The organism is Micromonospora rifamycinica, assembly GCF_900090265.1.
Classification (GTDB): Bacteria; Actinomycetota; Actinomycetes; order Mycobacteriales; family Micromonosporaceae; genus Micromonospora; species Micromonospora rifamycinica.
This window is the reverse complement of the sequence record NZ_LT607752.1, coordinates 4,743,896-4,760,444: the sequence shown is the minus strand read 5'-3', so window position 1 is coordinate 4,760,444 and position 16,549 is coordinate 4,743,896. Positions and strand designations below refer to the sequence as shown.

Sequence of the window (16,549 nt, the reverse complement as noted above, 5' to 3'; positions counted from 1 at the left end):
GGGTGGCTACCGACGGCTCCACTGCTGGTTGGCCTGCCCGGTGCAGGTCCACAGGACGAGCTTCGTGCCGTTGGCGGTGCCCTGGTTGTAGGGGTCCAGGCAGAGGCCGGACTGCACGCCGGTGATGGTCCCGTTGGCGTTGACGGTCCACTGCTGGTTGGTGCCGCCGTGGCAGTCGTAGATGGTGACCTGGGTGCCGGGGGTGGTGCCGTAGCCGGCGGCGTCGAGGCACTTGTTGCCGTAGACGGTCAGCGCCCGGCCGGACGTGTAGGTCCACTGCTGGTTGGTGCCGCCGTGGCAGTCCCACAGCTGCAGCTGGAGGCCGTTGGTGGTGGCGGAGCCGGGCACGTCCATGCACCTGCCCGACCGGGTGCCCACGATCGCGGTGGCCTGGCCGCTGCCGTCGCCGCTGCCGGGGTTGCCGATGCTGCCGGGCACCGCCTGCAGGGCGCTGTACCAGCGGGCGGCCATCTTGTCGTAGCCGCCGGCGGTGGGGTGGATGCCGTCGATCAGGTCACCGGTGGTGAGGGCGCTCTGCATGTCGACCAGGTGCACCCGCTTGCCGGCGTTCACCTTGCTCTGCACGATGCCCGGGATCGCCGCGTTGAAGGTGCGCGCGGCTGCCGCCTGGTTGCTGTTGGACAGCGTGATGATCTGCGCGACGAACACCTCGGCGGTGGGCGCGGTGGTGGTGATCCGGTCGATCAGGGTGGAGAGCCGGTTCGGCGCGGTGCTCACGTTGTAGTTCTGGAGGATGTCGTTGGTGCCGATGTGCAGCAGGACGCTCTGCGGCCGTTGGGTGTTCAGCCAGCCGACGATGTTCGCGTCGATCTGGTCGATGCGCCAGCCGGGGTGCCCCTGGTGGTCGTGGTCGCCCAGGCTGGCCGGTCCGTTGAACTGCGAGCCGACGAAGTCCACGGTGTACCGGCCGCCGGCCAGCCGCTGCCAGAGGCCAATCCGGTAGCCGCCCGGCACCTGGGTGCCCTCGGTGATGGAGTCGCCGAGCGGCATCACCCGCGTCCCGCCGTTGGATTCCGCCCGGGCCGGGCCGGTGGGGGTCACCACTCCGGTGACCAGCACACCGAACGCGGCGAGCGCCGCGAGCCATCTTGTCCTCGTTCGCATGGATCTCTCCCTGGATCGGTGGAGCTGGCCGAGGACGAGGGCCGGGCGGACGGCCGCCGGGGTGGGCCGGCGGCACGTCCGGGGGTGGGCGGCCGGACCCGGCGGCCATCGGTTGCCGGGTCCGGCCGGGACACGCCGGCAGCCACGTCGGCATGGTCGGCGCCGCCTCGGCACGGGACGGTTTGTGAGCGCTAACAGTGACCATTGTAAATTCTTTGTTGCGGCCCGGTCCACCTCGACCCGGATCCGGCGGGCGCGGACCGGCCGACGACCGGCCCCCGTCGGCCGTCAGCCGGGGACGCGCCCGCTGACCTGCACGAAGTGGAAGCCGTTGACGACCACCCTGGGGTCACCGAACGCCTCGACCGTCGCCGTCAGCTCGGCGTCGGTCAGGCCCTGCCGCACCAGCGCCCCGCGCAACTGCGGGATGCCGGCCCGCAGCAGCCGGCAGCCCGGCCCACCGCCGTGCCAGCTCTCCGCCTGCGTCCGGGACCGCACGCCGGTCAGCCCCGCCTCGGCGAAGGCCGCCGGTGCCCGGTGCGCCCAGTCCAGGTCCATCCCGCTGGCCACCAGGGCCGCCACGTGGGCGGCCAGGTAGCGGCTCAGCAGACCGGTGGTCGCCTCGTCCGGCGCGTACCGCACGAAACTCCCCGGAGCGAGGGCGAACTCACCGATGAGCAGGTCGCCCCCCGGCCGCAGGGCGGTGGTCATCCGGCGCAGCGCCTCCTCCCGCCGGGGCAGGTGGCCCAGGAGCAGCCGGGCGTGCACCAGGTCGAAGCCGACCGGCGGCTCGTCGGCGACGATGTCGTGGCGGCGGACGACCAGCCCGGGACGGGCCGGAACGTGTTGCGGCGCGATGTCCGTGGCGACCACCTCGGCGCCCTGCCCGACCAGCCAGGTCGCGATGCTCCCCGCCCCGGCGGCCACCTCCAGGCAGCGACGACCGGCCAGCCCGCCCAGTTCGCCGAGCGCCGCCCGGGTGTGCCCGTCGAGCAGGTCCGCCAGCGCGGAGTGGTGGTCGGTGGCCTGCTCGCTCGCGTTGTCGAACGCGTAACCCCTCATGGTCGTCCCGTCTTCGTCGTGGCATCGGCTCGGACGCTCCACTGTGCCTCCCGACGGTCACGGGTGCACCTCCCCCACCACGGGGCACGCCGCCCCACGACCGGGTGCGCCGCCCCACGACGGGGAGACGCACCCGTGGCTGCGGTGGGGTGGCTCAGCTCCGCAGCGCCCACCGCTGGTTGGCCTGGCCGTTGCAGGACCACAGGATGATCCTGGTGCCGTTGCCGGTGCCGGCGGCGTTGGCGTCCAGGCACAACCCGGACTGCGCGTTGGTGACGGTGCCGTTGGCGTTGACGTTCCACTGCTGGTTGGCGCCGCCGTGGCAGTCCCAGATGATCACCGGGGTGCCGTTGCCGGTGCCCGACCCGCTGGCGTCCAGACACTTGGTGCCGTACACCGTCAGCTGGCGTCCCGACGTGCGGGTCCACCGCTGCCCGGCACCGCCCGCGCAGTCCCAGAGCTGGGTCTGCACGCCGTTGGTGGTGCTGGCGTTCGGCACCTCCAGGCAGCGACCCGACTGCTCGCCGACGACGGTGACCCCGCCCGCTGGAGTGGTCGGCGTGGGGGTGGGGGTCGGCGTGGTCGGGGTGGGGGTCGGCGTGGTCGACGGGGCGTCGAGGCCGAGGAAGGAGATGGCGTACGCGATCTGACCGGCCTGCGGCAGCTCGTGGCCCACCCCGCTGATGCTGATGCCCTCCACCGTCGCACGGGTGCCGGTGTCGCCGTACCGGGTCCTGGTCCAGTTCGACTGCGGGCGGTCGGTGAACGCCGGCGTCTGGCTCAACCCGGACAGGTTGGTCCACTGCTTGATCTCTTCACCGAAGTTCACGTACGACAGGGTGGTGTCGGTGGTCCCGTGCAGGAACTGCATCCGGGGGTACCGGCCCGTGTAGCCGGGATACATCGCGCGGGCGGCGTCGCCCCACTGCTGGGCGGTCTTGGTGAGCTGGCCACCGGCACACTGGCCGTTCCAGGTGTTGGTGCTGCTGCCGGTGGCGAAACAGGTGGCCGGCACCCCGCTGAACGACGACCCGGCGGCGAACACGTCCGGGTACTGCGCCGCCATCACGTTGGTCATCATCGCCCCGGAGGAGAAGCCGCTGACGAACACCCGGGACGGGTCGACGTTGTGCCGCTGCTTGGCGTAGTTGACCATCGAGATGACGCCGTCGGAGTCGCTGCCGCCGCCCCGCCGCAGCCCCTGCGGCGAGTACACGTCGAAGCACTTGCTGCTGCGGGTGACCTCCGGTAGCACGATCACGTAGCCGTACCGGTCGGCGGCGGTGACGTAGTCACGCCCGTTGCCGTTGAAGATCGCCGGGCCGGAGCCGCCGCAGTAGTGGATCAGCACCAGCAGCGCCGGTCGCGGCGCCACGTTGTCGGGCACGTAGAGGTACATGTTGAGGCCGCTGGGGTTGTTGCCGAAGTTGGTGACCTGGGTCAGCGATGCCGCCGCGGCCGGTTGCGCCGTCATCAGCACGGTCATCGCCAGCAGCGGCACGACCGCGCCGGCCACGGCCGTCACCGCCTTGAGTAGACGTCTCACGGGCAGGGTCTCCGATCTGGGGACGGGGGGCGGTGCGGTCGCCGACCGGCAGGTCGACGACCGCACCGCAGGTGGTGGGGTTGGTGGTACCGGTCCAGGGCTACCGGCCCAGGGTCACCTTGAGGATCCGCTCGTTGCTGTTGTTCGGGACGCTGTCCTTGTCGCCGCCGGTGCTCGTGGTCAGCCACAGGTTCCCGTCGAGCGTCGGCTCGACCGTCCGCAACCGGGTGTACGTGCCGACGAAGTACTGCTGCACGTCGGTGAGCGTGTTTCCGCTGATCACCGCCCGGTACATCCGGTTGCCCCGCAGGCAGGCGAGATACAGCACGTCCCGGACGATGGCCAGCCCGCTGCACGACGCCTCGGCCACCGGGTAGGTGCGTACCGGCGCGACGAAGTTCGGGTTGGCGCAGCTGCCCGTGGTGCCCTCGCACGCCGGCCACCCGTAGTTGCCGCCCCGGACGATGATGTTGGTCTCGTCCATCACGTTGTTGCCGAACTCCTGCTCGAAGAGCCGGCCCCGGGAGTCGAACGCCAGCCCCTGCGGGTTGCGGTGCCCGTAGCTCCAGACCGCGTTGCCGAACGGGTTGTCGGACGGCACGGTGCCGTCGGGGCGGATCCGGAGCACCTTGCCGCCCAGGTCGTTGACGTCCTGGGCGCGGTCCGGGCTCTGCCCGTCACCGGTGGCGGCGTAGAGCATCCCGTCCGGGCCGAACCGCAGCCGCCCGCCGTTGTGGTACTTGTTGCGCGGGATGCCGGTCAGCAGCACCTGCACCGAGCCGGTCTGCAGCGTCCCGTCGTACCGGATCCGGACGATCCGGTTGTCGGTCGTGGTGGTGTGGTAGATGTACAGCCACCGGTCGATGGCGAAGCTCGACGACACGGCCAGACCGAGCACCCCGCCCTCGCCGTTGGTGCCGGCGACGTTGGGCACCGTGCCGATGCTGCGCTTGTTGCTGCCGTCCGGGTTCATCGCGACCACGTCGAACAGGTCACGCCGCCCGTAGAGCACGGTGCCGTCGGGCAGCTGCACCAGCCCCCACGGCAGGTCCCGCTCGGTGGTGACCACTGTGGTGCCGCAGACCGGGCTGGTGCAGGTCGACCCGGTGCGGACGGTCACCGCGCTGCTCGCCGCCGAGGTGTTGCCCTGCGCGTCCCGGGCGACGACCGTGTACCGGTACTCGGTGTCGGCGGTCAGCCCGGTGTCGGTGAACGTGGTCACCGGCGGGTTGGTGGCCGTGCCGGTGACCGAGCCGACGGTCACCCCGTCACGCAGGACGTCGTACCGGGTGACGGCGACGTTGTCGGTGGCGGCCGTCCAGGTCAGGGTGACGTCCGTGCCGTTGGCGGTGGCGGCGAGGTTGGTCGGGGTGGTGGGCCGCTGGGTGTCCGACTGGCAGAACGGCGGCGTGACGGGGAGCGTGGCGCTGGCCTGCGACACGTTGCCGGCGGCGTCCCGGGCGTTGACATACCAGCCCCAGGTGACGCCCTGCGCGACGGTGAGGGTGGCGGTCAGCGTCCGGCCGGGGACCGAGGTGACCAGCTGCCCGTCGTGGTAGACGTCGTAGTACGCCACGCCGACGTCGTCCCGGGACGCCGACCAGGTCAGCGTGACGGACTGACAGCTCAGCCTGCTGCTGCGCAGGTTGGTCGGCGGGGTGGGCGCCCGGGTGTCGGCGGCGAGCCGGCCGACGGCGGCCGTGGCCTGCGTCACCGTGGGTGGGCCGGCGGTGGCGGTCGGGGCGACCGCGACGGTGCCGGCGACGGTCAACGCGGCGAGGACGGCGAGCCGGCGGGTGTGGGGTGGACTGGTACGCACGCGATACGTCCCTTCCTGGGGAACCTGGTGGTCAGTACGGGTAGCCGGGCACGTTCAGCCGCACGCTGTACAGACCGGAGTCGTTGGTGCGGCCCGAGGTGACGAAGAGGGTCCGCCGGTCGGAACCGCCGAACGCCACGTTGGTGGTGCCCGAGGAGCCGGAGCGGATCGTGCCGAGCTGGGTGCCGGTGGGCGAGTAGACGTGCACCAGACCGTCGCCTCCCGAGGTCCAGTACACGTTTCCGGCGCAGTCGATCGTGCCGCCGTCCGGGCCGCCGACGTAGTTGACGAACACGCTGCGCGGGCCGGTGCTGCCGTCGGGCTGGACGGCGTACTTGTAGATCTTGTTCTCGCCGTAGGCGCCGACGTAGAGGGTGCCGCCGTCCGGGGAGAGGGCGATGCCGTTGGGCTGCCGCAGCGCGTCGTCGACGAGCGACACCTGGCCGCCCGAGACGCGGAAGACGCTGGTCCGCCCGCTCATCTGGTCGGGGCGGTTGCCGCGCTGGAAGTTGGGGTCGGTGAAGTAGACGACGCCGTCCGAGCGGACCGCCACGTCGTTCGGCGAGTTGAACGCCCGCCCCTGGTAGTTGCCGGCCACCACGCCCCGGGCCAGGTTGTCGAGCCGGTACGTCGAGACGCTGCGCTGGTCGTGCGTGGCGGCGACGAGCTGCTGCCCGTCCGGGGTGAGCGCGAGCCCGTTGCTGCCCGCGTTGGGGAGGAACGTGTCGAAGGTGGCCGGCGGGGTGAACCGCCGGATCGTCGACGGCTGGACGTACTCCGACCCGGTGGCCGCGCCCATGTCGGAGAAGAGCAGGTAGCCCCGGTCGGCGATCCAGACGGGTCCTTCGAGGAAGGAGAAACCGCTGCGGATCTTCGTGGCCACGACCGAGGTGGCGGGCAGCGGCGGGCCGTACCCGGTGCCGGACGGGCAGACGCCGGGCGGTGCCCCGGGCGGCCCGGCCAGTGACCCGGCTCCGCTGTGACCGTTCACATCGGCGGCCCGGACCAGCGGCGCGGCGGGGACGGCGACGTTCGCCGGGACGGCGGCGGGCAGCGCGAGCAGGAGACCGGCCAGTGCGGTGGTGGCGGGGTGCAGGACCATCGATGACTCCGATCGGCGGGCGGCCCGCCGTCGTCGGCGGTCGCGGTGGTGTTACCGGCTTAATCTAACTGTATCGATATAGCCCTCGGCAGCATAAGCGAGGATCCGCTGGCCCGCACGGGTCCGAGCCGCCGCCCACCCCCGGAGCCGACCTCCCAGAACGCTCGCGCCGGGTCGACTGTGGAGGGCGCGACGGGTCGGTCTCCCAGGTCGGCGGGCGTCCTTGGCAGGTTGTTGACACCGCCGGAATCGACGTTTGGGAGCGCGCTCATCTACCCTCAGGGCACATCCGGCCCACCGTCGTGGGCCGACATCGATTCGGCAGCCATGATTGTCCTGGTCTCCCCGCCAATCCGTGACCGCCATGGCCCTGTTCGGAGGGATCGAAGCGTTGACGAGCGAGAAGGCGGCGCCGCCGGGCGTCGACACCACCCGGCCCAGCATCGCCCGGGTCTACGACTACTACCTCGGCGGCAAGGACAACTTCGCGGTCGACCGGCACGCCGCGCAGATGGCGATGCAGGTCACCCCGGACGGCCCGGAGGCGGGGCGGGCCTGTCGGGCGTTCCTGCGCCGATCGGTCCGGTACCTGGCCGCCGAGGCGGGCATCCGCCAGTTCCTCGACCTCGGATCCGGGCTGCCCACCCGGGGCAACGTGCACGAGATCGCCCACCGGGTCGACCCGGACACCCGGGTGGTCTACGTGGACAACGACCCGATGGCCCTCGCGCACGGCCGCGCCCTGCTCGCCGACGCCCGGACCACCACCGTCGTGGGGGCTGACGTCCGGCAGCCGGAGGAGTTGCTGGCGGAGCTGCGCGAGCGCCGGCTCATCGACTTCGACCAGCCGGTCGGACTGCTGCTCCTGGCGATCCTGCACCACCTCAACGACGACGACGACCCGGCCGGTGTCGCCCGGCGGCTCATCGCCGCCCTGCCCGCCGGCAGCTACCTGGCCATCTCGCACTTCTACGACCCGGGCGAGTCCCAGCCGGAGGTGTCCGAGCGGGCCCGGGCGGTGGAGAAGATCTTCAACGAGACCCTCGGCACCGGTCGCTGGCGTACCCGTGACGAGATCCTGGGCTTCTTCGGCGACCTGGAGCTGCTGCCGCCGGGGCTGGTCCCGCTGGCCGAGTGGCAGCCGGACGGCGAGGACGACAGCAGGCAGACCACCACCTACCACACCATCGTCGGTGGGGTGGCCCGCAAGCTCTGAGACAGGCCGCGGCGGGAGCGGCAGGGCACCGGGCGAACACGCCCCGCCCCGCCGCTCCCGGCCCGGGGCACCGCACCGGCCGCCGGCACGACCCGCGGCGGGACTACCCGGTCGGGTGCACCGCGCGGCGACCCAACCACACCGTCCGCTCGGTGCGGACGCTCAGGTCGGACCGGCCCGGCAGGCTCTCGACCAGCTCGTCCAGGGCGGCGAGTTCGCGGGGGGAGAGGCGCTCCTGGAGTCCGTGGCGCATCCGGCCCAGGCAGACCTGCGCGTAGCGGATGGCGGCGGCGGACAGCGGCGGGCGCAGGTCGATGTCGAAGTGCCGCTCGGTCACCGCGGTGAAGCCGACCTGCTCCATCCGGTGCCCCCAGGGCTCGTGCATGTGCATGCCGGCCTCGTGCCGACGCTTCGCCGCCTCGGCGTGACCGCGCGACTCCAGCTCCTCGTCCGGCGTGCCGGTGAGGAACCGTGGGAACGACTCCAACTCGGCGATCACCAGCAGCCCGCCCGGCCGCAACGCCCGGAATGCCGAGGCGACCGCCGCCGCCGGATCGGCCAGGTGGTGCATCGACGCGGCGGCGAAGATCACCTCGACCGGCCCGAGGTCGGGCCAGGGTCGGTCGAGGTCGGCGTCGACGGTACGGATCCGGGCGGTCAGTCCGGCGGCGTCGGCACGCGCCCGCAGGTGGGCGAGCATCTCCGGGGACTGGTCGACCGCGGTGACGGTGGCACCGGGGAGCTGCCGGGCCAGGGCGAGGGAGGCGGTGCCGCTGCCCGCACCGAGGTCGACGACGCGGGGTCGCTCGGCGGCCTCGCGGCCGACCCAGCCGACCAGGTCGTGGACGTAGTCGTGCAGCACCTCCGCGTCCAGGTCGAGCAGCTCGATCAGGGAGTCATGTGACATGAGGCAACGGTAGCCGCTTCATGCCTCAGAGGCATAGCATCTTGCCTATGACGCAAGACAAGGATCTGGAGACCCTGGTACGCCAGCGGATCCGCAGCCTGCGGACGGCCCGGGGCTGGTCGCTGGACGAGCTGGCCCACCGCTGCCTGATCAGCCCGTCCACGCTCAGCCGGATCGAGACCGGGCACCGACGGGTCGCCCTGGACCAGATCGCCACCATCGCCCGGGTGCTGGGCATCACCCTCGACCGGCTGGTCGAGGGTGACACCGACGACGACGTGGTGATCCGTCCGCACTGCGACGAGGACCGGGGCGTCACCACCTGGCTGCTCTCCCGGGACCACCACCAGACCGTCGCCAAGATGCGGATCAACCGGGAGGTGCCCACGGACCTGCGGGTGCACCCGGGACGGGACTGGTTCACCGTGCTCTCCGGCACGATCGAGCTGCGGCTGGGCGAGCGGACGATCCTCGTCGGCACCAACGAGGCAGCCGAGTTCTCCACCCTGGTCCCGCACGCCTTCGGCGCACACGGCGGCCCGGCGGAGATCCTCTGCATCCTCGACCACGACGGGGAGCGCAGCCACCTCGGCCCGCACCGCACTCCCCCGGACCGTCCGGCGGCAGCTACGCCGTGATCACCGGCCAGGCGTAGGCCAGCAGGGCGCACGCCGCCCCGAGCATCCCGAGCGAGAAACCCCTGGTGGGGATGGGCAGCGCGGCGAGCACGAGCAGGATGACCGCGATGACGTAGAGAAACGCCTGCACCGACATGGGAGTCTCCTCGGGAGGTTGGCTGATGGCGGTGCGATCACTACCCCGGCCGACCCTGCCGGGAAACCCCCGCCTGCCCGCACCGCGGCCGCCCCGCCCGGCCGAGCCGGGTGGGAGTCCCCGCTCCGGACAGGACGACGGATCATCGTCCTGTCCGGAGCGTGGAGCCCTGCACGTCGGTCCGGCCCGGATGGTGGAGCCCTGCACGTCGGTCCGGCCCGGACGGTCGAGCCGGGCGACTCAGCAGCCGAGGCGCTTCGTGGAGAGGGCGACGTCGTCGATCCAGAGGTCGAACGCGCCCGGCGTGGTGCCGCCCTGGTAGAGCTGCCAGCCGATCTTCACGGTGTCGACCGTCGGCAGCACGAACGGGACGTCGTTGCCCCCGTGCTCGGTGGTGGAGGCGGTCAGCTCCGGGTTCGCCACCCCGTCGATCCACACCGCGACACGGTTGTCGGTCGGGTCGAACTTCCACTCGAAGCACTGCCACTCGTCCTCGGTGACCGGGGCGGACTCCCGCCAGTTGGTCCAGTCGCCGGTCGGGCCGCCGTCGGCGCCCACCCCCCAGAAGGTGCCGGGGACCGTGGGCGCGTACTGCCCGCCGATCGGACGGACGACCTCCGCGCTGCCGCTGCCGGTCGCCTCCACCAGGGTGAAGTGTGCCCAGTCGGGGGCGGTGGGGAAGGCGTCGACGCGCAGGCGCAGCCGACCGTAGAAGCGGTTGCCGGGGGCGGCGAAGTCGTCGACCCGCAGGAACGCGCGTCCGTTGTCGACGGTGTGCAGGTGCAGGACCTGGTTGCCGTGCCGGGCACGCTCGACGGTGAGCGTGCCGTTGCGGGTGTCGACGCCCCACTTCAGCGTGCTGGGGCCGCCCTGGGGCAGCCGCTCGAAGTCCTCACAGAAGAGCAGGCCACGGGGGCACGAGCGCGGGGCGGAACCGGCCGCGTCAGCCGTACCGGCCGGGACGCTGCCGGCCGTGGTGCCGAGAATCAGGGCGGCGGTGAAGACCGCGAGGAAACTGCGCATGGTCGTCCTCCATGACATCGCGTTCCCGCCCCGGGGGCGGGAAGCAGAACGGGCTCCCGAGCGTCGCTCGCCCCGGTGCCGGCCGCAGGACGTCGACAGGCGTCGGACGTCTCCGGCCGCCGACGGTCGAGCGTCTCGGTGGTCGCGGAAAGGTGTGGCGGGGTCACGGACGGCGGGACGTCGACAGCCCGTCGTCGTGGCGACGACCCGGCAGGCCGCGGCAGGTACGCCGAGAAGGCGCGTTGCCGGCCTGCGCTGCTCCCGCGCTCACCGTTCCCAGCGTGGTTGCCCCCACACTGCGGTGATCACAGCCATTCCAGCATGTCGATACGTGCTCGGGCAACATCGACCGGGTGCCCGGATGGCGACACCGGGCGGGCGGCCCGCCGGCGACCCGACCCGAGCAGCCCGGCGGCAACCCGACCCAGCGGCCCGGCGGCGCGGCCGGGAGCACGCCGGGGAGAGCGGCCGGGGAGCCCGGCACGTCACGGCGCGAGCCGCTCCAGGAAGCGCAGCCGGGCCGTCCCGCGCGGGTTCGCGCTGAGGTCGACGTCGAACGGGGTGATGCTGATCCTGCCGGCCTGCAGGGCGCTCCAGTCGCTGCCGGGGGCGGGGGTGCCCGTCGGCCCGCCGATCGACAGGGCGTACGTCCCGGGCTGGCCGGGTGCCCCGGTGGTGTTGGTGAACCCGAAGCGGAGGTAGCCGTTGCGGTCCATCCGGGTCAGGCTCGTACCGGTGACCGCCGTGGCGCCGGGGTAGTTGATGTTCAGGCCGAGGCCCTCGGGCAGGAGGGCGCCGCCCCGGGCGTCGCGGGCCAGCGCCGCCACGACGTCACTGGTGTACGCGGCGACCGTGTCCTTGAGCGCCAGCGACTGGTCGACGGTCTTGCCGTCGATGCTGACCGCGATCGCCGGAACGTCGTTCTCCAGGGCGGCGATGGCCGCACCGACGGTGCCGGAGTGGTTGGCGACCGTGGTGTAGTTCCCGCCCGGGTTGATCCCGGAGACCACCAGGTCGGGCGGTGCGCTGCGGAACAGGGCGTCGAGACCGACGATCACCGCGTCGCTGGGGGTGCCCGTCACGGTCCACACCCGGGGCTCGGGGTTGGCCAGGTTCACCGTCGGATAGGTGATCACCGTGCCGGTGCCGCTCTGGTTGGTCGCCGGGGCGACGACCGTCACGTCGTGGCCGTCCGCGACCAGGGCGTCGCGGAGGGCCACGATCATCGGGGTGCTCGCTCCCCCCGGCCCGATCCAGCCGTCGTCATTGGTGATCATGATGTGGAGCCGGCGGGGCTCGGGGTGGGCCTGGGGGGCGGGCTGGTCGCCGGGCTTGGCCGCCGCGTCCAGGGACGGGACCAGGACCAGGGCGAGAGTCAGGGCGAGTGGCATGAGACGACGCGCGGTGCGCAAGGCAACTCCTCTTCGAGGCCCCGGCCCGGGACCGCACACCGTCGTCTCGTGCCGCGAGGGCCTGATCCGACGGGGCGGCAGGCGCGGGATCGTGGGGTGTGCGGTGACTGATCGTCGAGTGTAGACGATCACACCCGCACCGGTCCCACCTTGACGAACCGCGCCAGCTCCTCCACATGCGACGGTCGGATCACCCGGGCCGGTCACCCACGAAACCGCCCGGCCTGCCGACCACCCCACCTTCCCGTCGTACCGCCCGGCGGGAGCACGACCACCGCCGCCGGTACGCCTACCGGGCACTCACGGCAGGCGTACCGGCGGCTCCGTTCACTCCGCCGACGCCCGGCGGGCCGGGCCGGCCAGCGCGTAGGCGACCAGGCCGCCCACGGCGAGCACCGCCGCCACCACCGTGGCGGCCCGGCTGTCGGGCGGCTGGCCCTGCCACGTCGCGGTCGCCCCCCAGGTGCCGCCCTGCGGATAGATGGCCGCGACGATGGTCCAGCCCAGCGGCAGGAACCACGACCGGGCGGCACCGAACACCGTCGCGCACAACGCCGTCAGGCCGAGCAGGCCGGCGGCGTCGCGGACCACCAGGGCGGCCGGTCCGAACCGGGCTCCGGTGTGCAACGTGGCGAGCAGGACCACCAGGACGACCAGCAGCCCGGCGAGCAGGTGCACCGCACGCCGCCAGGGCCAGCGCACCGAGGCGGTCCGGTCCAGGCTCTCGTCCGGGCCGGCGAGGGTGGGCGCGAGCGCCGCGACCATCAGCAGGACGGTCAGGACGACCATCATCGGGGTGACGTCCCGGTCCTCGGCGAAGATCAGGTACGTCGTCCAGAGCGCCGCCAGGCCGCCGACGGCCGCGGCCAGGGCCAGGGGCACCCGGCGCGAACGCAGGTACAGCAGCGTCCAGGTCACCGGGCGCTCCGGGACAGCAGGCCGGTCGGGTCCTGGCAGGCCAGCAGGGCGTTGCGGACCGCGGTGACCCGGGCCAGCGCCTCCGCCTCGGGGAGGTCACGCAGCCCCCGCCACAGGGCCACCGCTCCGGTGGTGATCTCGGGGTCCTCCTCGATCAGTCCGGGCATCAGGCCCACGTCCGACCGTGGCTCACGGCCCATGAGCCAGTAGGCCGCCGCCCGCTCGACCACCTCGTTGCCGTTCCCGCACTTCCCGTCGTAGGGGACGCCCAGCCTCCTGACGATCTCGGGCACCACGGCGGCCGGATGGGCGAGCTCGCCACGCTTGTCGATCCGGATCTCGATCGTGACGACGCCCGGCCGGGGGGCCGGCTCGTCCCGGTCGTACCCGATCGTGTGGGTGTCCTCGTGCACGACGGTCGGCGCGTCCGGCAGCTTCCCCAGCGCCGCGAGGCCCTGCCGGGCCAGCGGGGTCACCGTGTCGAGCACGTGGGCGTGCACCCGGCTGACGCACACCGTCGGGGTGTCGTCGGTGCACACCAGCTCCCGCGCGACCGGGTCGACCGGCCAGGTGAGCACGTCCCGGTCGTGCGGGAGGACCGTCAGCGCCACCGCGAACCCGAGCAGCACCGGCAGCACCGCCGTCAACCGGCTCCGCCAACCGTCGGCGACGAACAACAGCAGACCGGTGACGGCGAGCGCCATCATCGAGATCGCCAGCGCACCGCTGACCCGGTTGTCGATCGTCTGGTAGTCGTGGAACGGACCCGAGCCGTGGGCCGGGGAGAGCGCCGCGGCAACCCGGACCGACGGCCCGACGGTGACGAAGAAGACCAGCAGCACGCCACCCACCGCCAGCGCCGGGGCGGTCACCAGGGCGGGCAGCAGCCGCCCGATCCCCAGTCCGAGCCATGCCGCGGCGACCAGGGACAACGCGCCCACCCCGGTGACCACGGCGAAACTCGGCAGGGGCACGTAAGCGGAGGTGTCCGCGATCCACGCGATGCCCGCCACGGTCACCAGCAGATAGGCGACCACCAGGGTGAGCGCCATCGTGCCGAGCACCGGCAGCATCCGGGCGACGCGCGGGCGGGCGGTGGTGGCGAACAGCTCGCCGACCTTCGCCCGGTGCTCCCGTCGCCCCTGCCAGGCCCCGGCCGCGAGGGCCAGCGGCCACAACAGGAGCAGGTACTCCCGGATGGCCAGGGCCAACGGCATCCAGCCACTCGACCACCGGCCGGTCGCCACGTACAGCGCACCGGTCCCGACCACCACCGTGACCAGCGCGGCACCGACCGCGGCGGAGCGGCGCAGTTCGATCCCCATGATGCTCATCCCGGCTCTCCGTCCCCCTCCGGGCCGACCCGTGGCGGTGGCACCGGCTCCGACCGTCCGCCCGCTCATCGGGTGGCCTCCGCCCGGTGCTGACGCAGCAGCGCGGAGTAGCCCCGCTCGGCCGGGCTGTCGCCGGCGTGCCCCTGGTCGCCCTGCGCGGCGAGCACCTCGGGCGTGCCCCGCCACACCAGGCGGCCCTCGTTGACCAGCACGACGTCGGTGCAGGCCGCCGCCACGTCCTCGACCAGGTGGGTGGAGACCAGCACGCAACTGTCGGTGCCGAGGTCACGCAGCAGCTCACGGAAGTCGAGCCGCTGTTCCGGGTCGAGACCGACGGTCGGTTCGTCGAGCAGCAGCAGCCGGGGGTCGTTCACGATGGCCTGCGCGATGCCGGCCCGCCGCAGCATGCCGCCGGAGAGCGTCTTCAGCCGGGCGTCTGCCTTGGCGGTGAGCCCGACCCGGTCGATGGCCCGCTGCACCGCCGCCGGGAGGGTGGACTTGGGCATCTCCTTGAGCCAGGCCATGTACCCGACGAACTCCCGCACCGTGAACCGTGGGTAGTAGCCGAAGTGCTGCGGCAGGTAGCCCAGGGCCCGGCGCACCGGTCGCAGCTCGGAGCGGCCGTCGACCGGGTGCCCGAGCAGCGTCAACCGGCCGCCGGCCGGGGCCACGACGGTCGCCAGGGCACGCATCAGCGTGGTCTTCCCCGCCCCGTTCGGCCCGAGCAGACCGTGCACGCCGCTGGGGAGGGCCAGGTCGAGCCCGTTGACGGCCAGGTGCCGCCCGGCCCGGACCTGGAGGCCCTCGGCATGAATCGCCCAGGGATGGGTGGTGGCGGTCGTCTCGACCGCACTCACGGCACGCATCGTCATGATCTCCTTCAGTGATCGCCAGAGGGCAGCGTGGAGGCACGGCCGTCGGCCGTCTGTGGGGGTGGGGCTACCCGTGGTGGGAGAGCCGCCGGAATCCGTCGACCCGCAGGAGGGCCAGGAGGGTCAGGAACACCGTGGCCAGCGCCCAACTGCGGGCGCTCTGCGCCGACAGCAGGGCCGGCAGCCGGGCGGCGACGAGACTCGGGGTGACCACCGCGAGCGTCCAGACCACGACCAGTCCGATCGCGGCCCGCCGCACCCCGACGAGGGTTCCCAGCAGGAGCGTGGCGGCGGTGAACGCCAGGCAGGGCAGCAGCAACAGGGCCATCGACACCCCCGTGCCGGCACCGACCAGGGCGAGCGCCGGGATGACGAACGCCAGCACCGCAGCCGTACGCCGTAGCAGCGTCGTCAGACCGGCGGCGGGCGTGGTGGCGATCAGCTCCCAGGCCGGGTCGGCCCGACGGTGCCAGGCGACCGCCACGCCGGGCAGCGGGGCCAGCGGCGCGATCAGCAGCACCAGCGAGGGGGTGCCGACCCACAGCGCGCCGAGGACGGCCGCGCACCCGAGCACCATGGCCGTCATGGCCAGCCACGGGAACAGCGTGCCGACGAACCAGCGGTGACGCAGCACCGACCAGGGCCGGCTCCGGCCGACCGGTGGTGGCGCCGCCGCGATCCGCCGGTCCAGCACCGCCGCGACCTGGTCGAGCACGACCCGGCTCTCCAGGGTGGTGCTGCCGGCCAGGCGGGCCCGGCAGTCGGCGCAGTCCTCCAGGTGCACCTCGATCGCCCAGACGCTGGGCTCGTCGAGGTCCGGATCCCCGGCGGCGTAGCGGTCGATCTGGGTCAGACTGGGATGGGTGGTCATGACAGCGCCTCCCGCAGGGCGATCCGGGCACGGCGGACACGGGACTTCACGGTGTTCTCCGGTACGCCGAGCAGTACCGACGCCTCACGCGTCGAGAGCCCGTCGAGGACCGTGGCCCGCAGCGCCGCCCGCACCTCGGCCGGCAGGACGAGCAGGGCCTGCTCCAGCTCCTGGCCGATCCGGTTGGCCATCACCTCGTCCTCGGCGGCGGGAGCCGTGCTCGGCATCAACGGCACCTGCGGCACCCGCCCCTTACGCGCCCGGTGCCGGAACGCGTCGACCAGGCGGTGGGCGGCGATGGTCCACAGCCAGCCCACGGCGCTCCCCGCCGCCGCGCCACCGCCCTTGGCGGGGGTGCCGGCGAAGCTGCCCGCCGCCCGCCAGACCGTCAGGTAGGTGTCCTGGAGCACCTCGGCGACCACGTCGGGGTCGGCGCAGCGGCGACGCAGCCGTACCTCCAGCCACGGCGAGGTACGCCGGTAGAGCTCGTCGAACGCCCGCCGGTCTCCACGGGCGACGCGTCGCACGAGTTCGCCCTCGTCAGCCGCGTCCAGGTCTGTTCTCACAC

The 16,549-nt window shown here is 72.9% G+C and carries 16 protein-coding genes; 2 read left to right on the top strand and 14 right to left on the bottom strand.

Features of this window, described 5'->3' with window-relative positions; genetic code table 11:
• Positions 1-6 precede the first annotated feature (6 nt).
• From GA0070623_RS19780 to GA0070623_RS19760, 5 genes are all read right to left on the bottom strand, one after another.
• Positions 7-1,125: a ricin-type beta-trefoil lectin domain protein gene (locus tag GA0070623_RS19780; RefSeq protein ID WP_067313267.1), complete on the bottom strand. Its 1,119-nt coding sequence runs from the start codon at positions 1,123-1,125 to the stop codon at positions 7-9.
• Between the two features lie 288 nt (positions 1,126-1,413).
• Complete coding sequence (locus GA0070623_RS19775) at positions 1,414-2,187, bottom strand: class I SAM-dependent methyltransferase (protein ID WP_067310909.1); 774 nt, start codon at positions 2,185-2,187, stop codon at positions 1,414-1,416.
• Positions 2,188-2,341: 154 nt separating this feature from the next.
• Positions 2,342-3,661 carry an extracellular catalytic domain type 1 short-chain-length polyhydroxyalkanoate depolymerase gene (locus GA0070623_RS19770; RefSeq protein ID WP_084261420.1) on the bottom strand — a complete coding sequence of 440 codons (1,320 nt, stop codon included), beginning with the start codon at positions 3,659-3,661 and terminating at the stop codon, positions 2,342-2,344.
• A 172-nt stretch (positions 3,662-3,833) separates the two neighbouring features.
• Positions 3,834-5,552 carry a PQQ-dependent sugar dehydrogenase gene (locus GA0070623_RS31455; protein ID WP_084261417.1) on the bottom strand — a complete coding sequence of 573 codons (1,719 nt, stop codon included), beginning with the start codon at positions 5,550-5,552 and terminating at the stop codon, positions 3,834-3,836.
• Positions 5,553-5,583: 31 nt separating this feature from the next.
• Entirely contained in the window at positions 5,584-6,654 is a 1,071-nt protein-coding gene (locus GA0070623_RS19760) for an SMP-30/gluconolactonase/LRE family protein (protein ID WP_089004132.1), read from the bottom strand.
• A 364-nt stretch (positions 6,655-7,018) separates the two neighbouring features.
• Between GA0070623_RS19760 and GA0070623_RS19755 the strand changes: the two genes are divergently transcribed.
• On the top strand, positions 7,019-7,870 hold the full coding sequence (locus GA0070623_RS19755; protein WP_067310913.1) for an SAM-dependent methyltransferase: 852 nt from the start codon (positions 7,019-7,021) through the stop codon (positions 7,868-7,870).
• 103 nt (positions 7,871-7,973) lie between these two features.
• Here GA0070623_RS19755 and GA0070623_RS19750 read toward each other — a convergent pair whose 3' ends face one another.
• A complete protein-coding gene (locus GA0070623_RS19750) occupies positions 7,974-8,777 on the bottom strand; it encodes a class I SAM-dependent methyltransferase (RefSeq protein ID WP_067310905.1) in 804 nt (267 codons plus the stop codon).
• Positions 8,778-8,824: 47 nt separating this feature from the next.
• Between GA0070623_RS19750 and GA0070623_RS19745 the strand changes: the two genes are divergently transcribed.
• A complete protein-coding gene (locus GA0070623_RS19745) occupies positions 8,825-9,415 on the top strand; it encodes a helix-turn-helix transcriptional regulator (RefSeq protein WP_067310902.1) in 591 nt (196 codons plus the stop codon).
• On the opposite strand, the gene GA0070623_RS30420 is transcribed toward GA0070623_RS19745, so the two are convergent.
• The 8 genes from GA0070623_RS30420 to GA0070623_RS19710 form a co-directional block, all read right to left on the bottom strand.
• Positions 9,405-9,551, bottom strand: a complete 147-nt coding sequence (locus GA0070623_RS30420; protein WP_172898429.1) for a hypothetical protein — start codon at positions 9,549-9,551, stop codon at positions 9,405-9,407. The genes GA0070623_RS19745 and GA0070623_RS30420 overlap by 11 nt on opposite strands.
• A gap of 240 nt (positions 9,552-9,791) precedes the next feature.
• Positions 9,792-10,574 carry a hypothetical protein gene (locus tag GA0070623_RS19740; RefSeq protein ID WP_067310899.1) on the bottom strand — a complete coding sequence of 261 codons (783 nt, stop codon included), beginning with the start codon at positions 10,572-10,574 and terminating at the stop codon, positions 9,792-9,794.
• 485 nt (positions 10,575-11,059) lie between these two features.
• Positions 11,060-11,965, bottom strand: coding sequence for a 5'/3'-nucleotidase SurE (gene surE / locus GA0070623_RS19735; RefSeq protein ID WP_067310896.1), 906 nt, complete (start codon positions 11,963-11,965; stop codon positions 11,060-11,062).
• Between the two features lie 348 nt (positions 11,966-12,313).
• A complete protein-coding gene (locus tag GA0070623_RS19730; protein WP_067310893.1) occupies positions 12,314-12,904 on the bottom strand; it encodes a hypothetical protein in 591 nt (196 codons plus the stop codon).
• Positions 12,901-14,238, bottom strand: a complete 1,338-nt coding sequence (locus tag GA0070623_RS19725; protein ID WP_067310890.1) for a hypothetical protein — start codon at positions 14,236-14,238, stop codon at positions 12,901-12,903. Before GA0070623_RS19725 ends, GA0070623_RS19730 begins: the two co-directional genes overlap by 4 nt.
• A gap of 65 nt (positions 14,239-14,303) precedes the next feature.
• On the bottom strand, positions 14,304-15,104 hold the full coding sequence (locus GA0070623_RS19720) for an ABC transporter ATP-binding protein (protein WP_067310887.1): 801 nt from the start codon (positions 15,102-15,104) through the stop codon (positions 14,304-14,306).
• A gap of 73 nt (positions 15,105-15,177) precedes the next feature.
• Entirely contained in the window at positions 15,178-15,981 is an 804-nt protein-coding gene (locus GA0070623_RS19715; RefSeq protein ID WP_067310884.1) for a cupin domain-containing protein, read from the bottom strand.
• Positions 15,978-16,547 (bottom strand): RNA polymerase sigma factor, encoded by a 570-nt coding sequence (locus GA0070623_RS19710; RefSeq protein WP_067310881.1) that lies wholly within the window; start codon positions 16,545-16,547, stop codon positions 15,978-15,980. The genes GA0070623_RS19715 and GA0070623_RS19710 overlap by 4 nt, the downstream gene beginning before the upstream one ends.
• Positions 16,548-16,549 lie beyond the last annotated feature (2 nt).

Bases quoted from the DNA above. Each gene is read 5' to 3' on its own strand.
- GA0070623_RS19780 (WP_067313267.1), bottom strand. From the start codon at position 1,125: ATGCGAACGAGGACAAGATGGCTCGCGGCGCTCGCCGCGTTCGGTGTG.
- GA0070623_RS19775 (WP_067310909.1), bottom strand. From the start codon at position 2,187: ATGAGGGGTTACGCGTTCGACAACGCGAGCGAGCAGGCCACCGACCAC.
- GA0070623_RS19770 (WP_084261420.1), bottom strand. From the start codon at position 3,661: ATGACGGCGCAACCGGCCGCGGCGGCATCGCTGACCCAGGTCACCAAC.
- GA0070623_RS19760 (WP_089004132.1), bottom strand. From the start codon at position 6,654: ATGGTCCTGCACCCCGCCACCACCGCACTGGCCGGTCTCCTGCTCGCG.
- GA0070623_RS19755 (WP_067310913.1), top strand. From the start codon at position 7,019: ATGGCCCTGTTCGGAGGGATCGAAGCGTTGACGAGCGAGAAGGCGGCG.
- GA0070623_RS19750 (WP_067310905.1), bottom strand. From the start codon at position 8,777: ATGTCACATGACTCCCTGATCGAGCTGCTCGACCTGGACGCGGAGGTG.
- GA0070623_RS19745 (WP_067310902.1), top strand. From the start codon at position 8,825: ATGACGCAAGACAAGGATCTGGAGACCCTGGTACGCCAGCGGATCCGC.
- GA0070623_RS30420 (WP_172898429.1), bottom strand. From the start codon at position 9,551: ATGTCGGTGCAGGCGTTTCTCTACGTCATCGCGGTCATCCTGCTCGTG.
- GA0070623_RS19740 (WP_067310899.1), bottom strand. From the start codon at position 10,574: ATGCGCAGTTTCCTCGCGGTCTTCACCGCCGCCCTGATTCTCGGCACC.
- surE (WP_067310896.1), bottom strand. From the start codon at position 11,965: ATGCCACTCGCCCTGACTCTCGCCCTGGTCCTGGTCCCGTCCCTGGAC.
- GA0070623_RS19725 (WP_067310890.1), bottom strand. From the start codon at position 14,238: ATGAGCATCATGGGGATCGAACTGCGCCGCTCCGCCGCGGTCGGTGCC.
- GA0070623_RS19720 (WP_067310887.1), bottom strand. From the start codon at position 15,104: ATGCGTGCCGTGAGTGCGGTCGAGACGACCGCCACCACCCATCCCTGG.
- GA0070623_RS19715 (WP_067310884.1), bottom strand. From the start codon at position 15,981: ATGACCACCCATCCCAGTCTGACCCAGATCGACCGCTACGCCGCCGGG.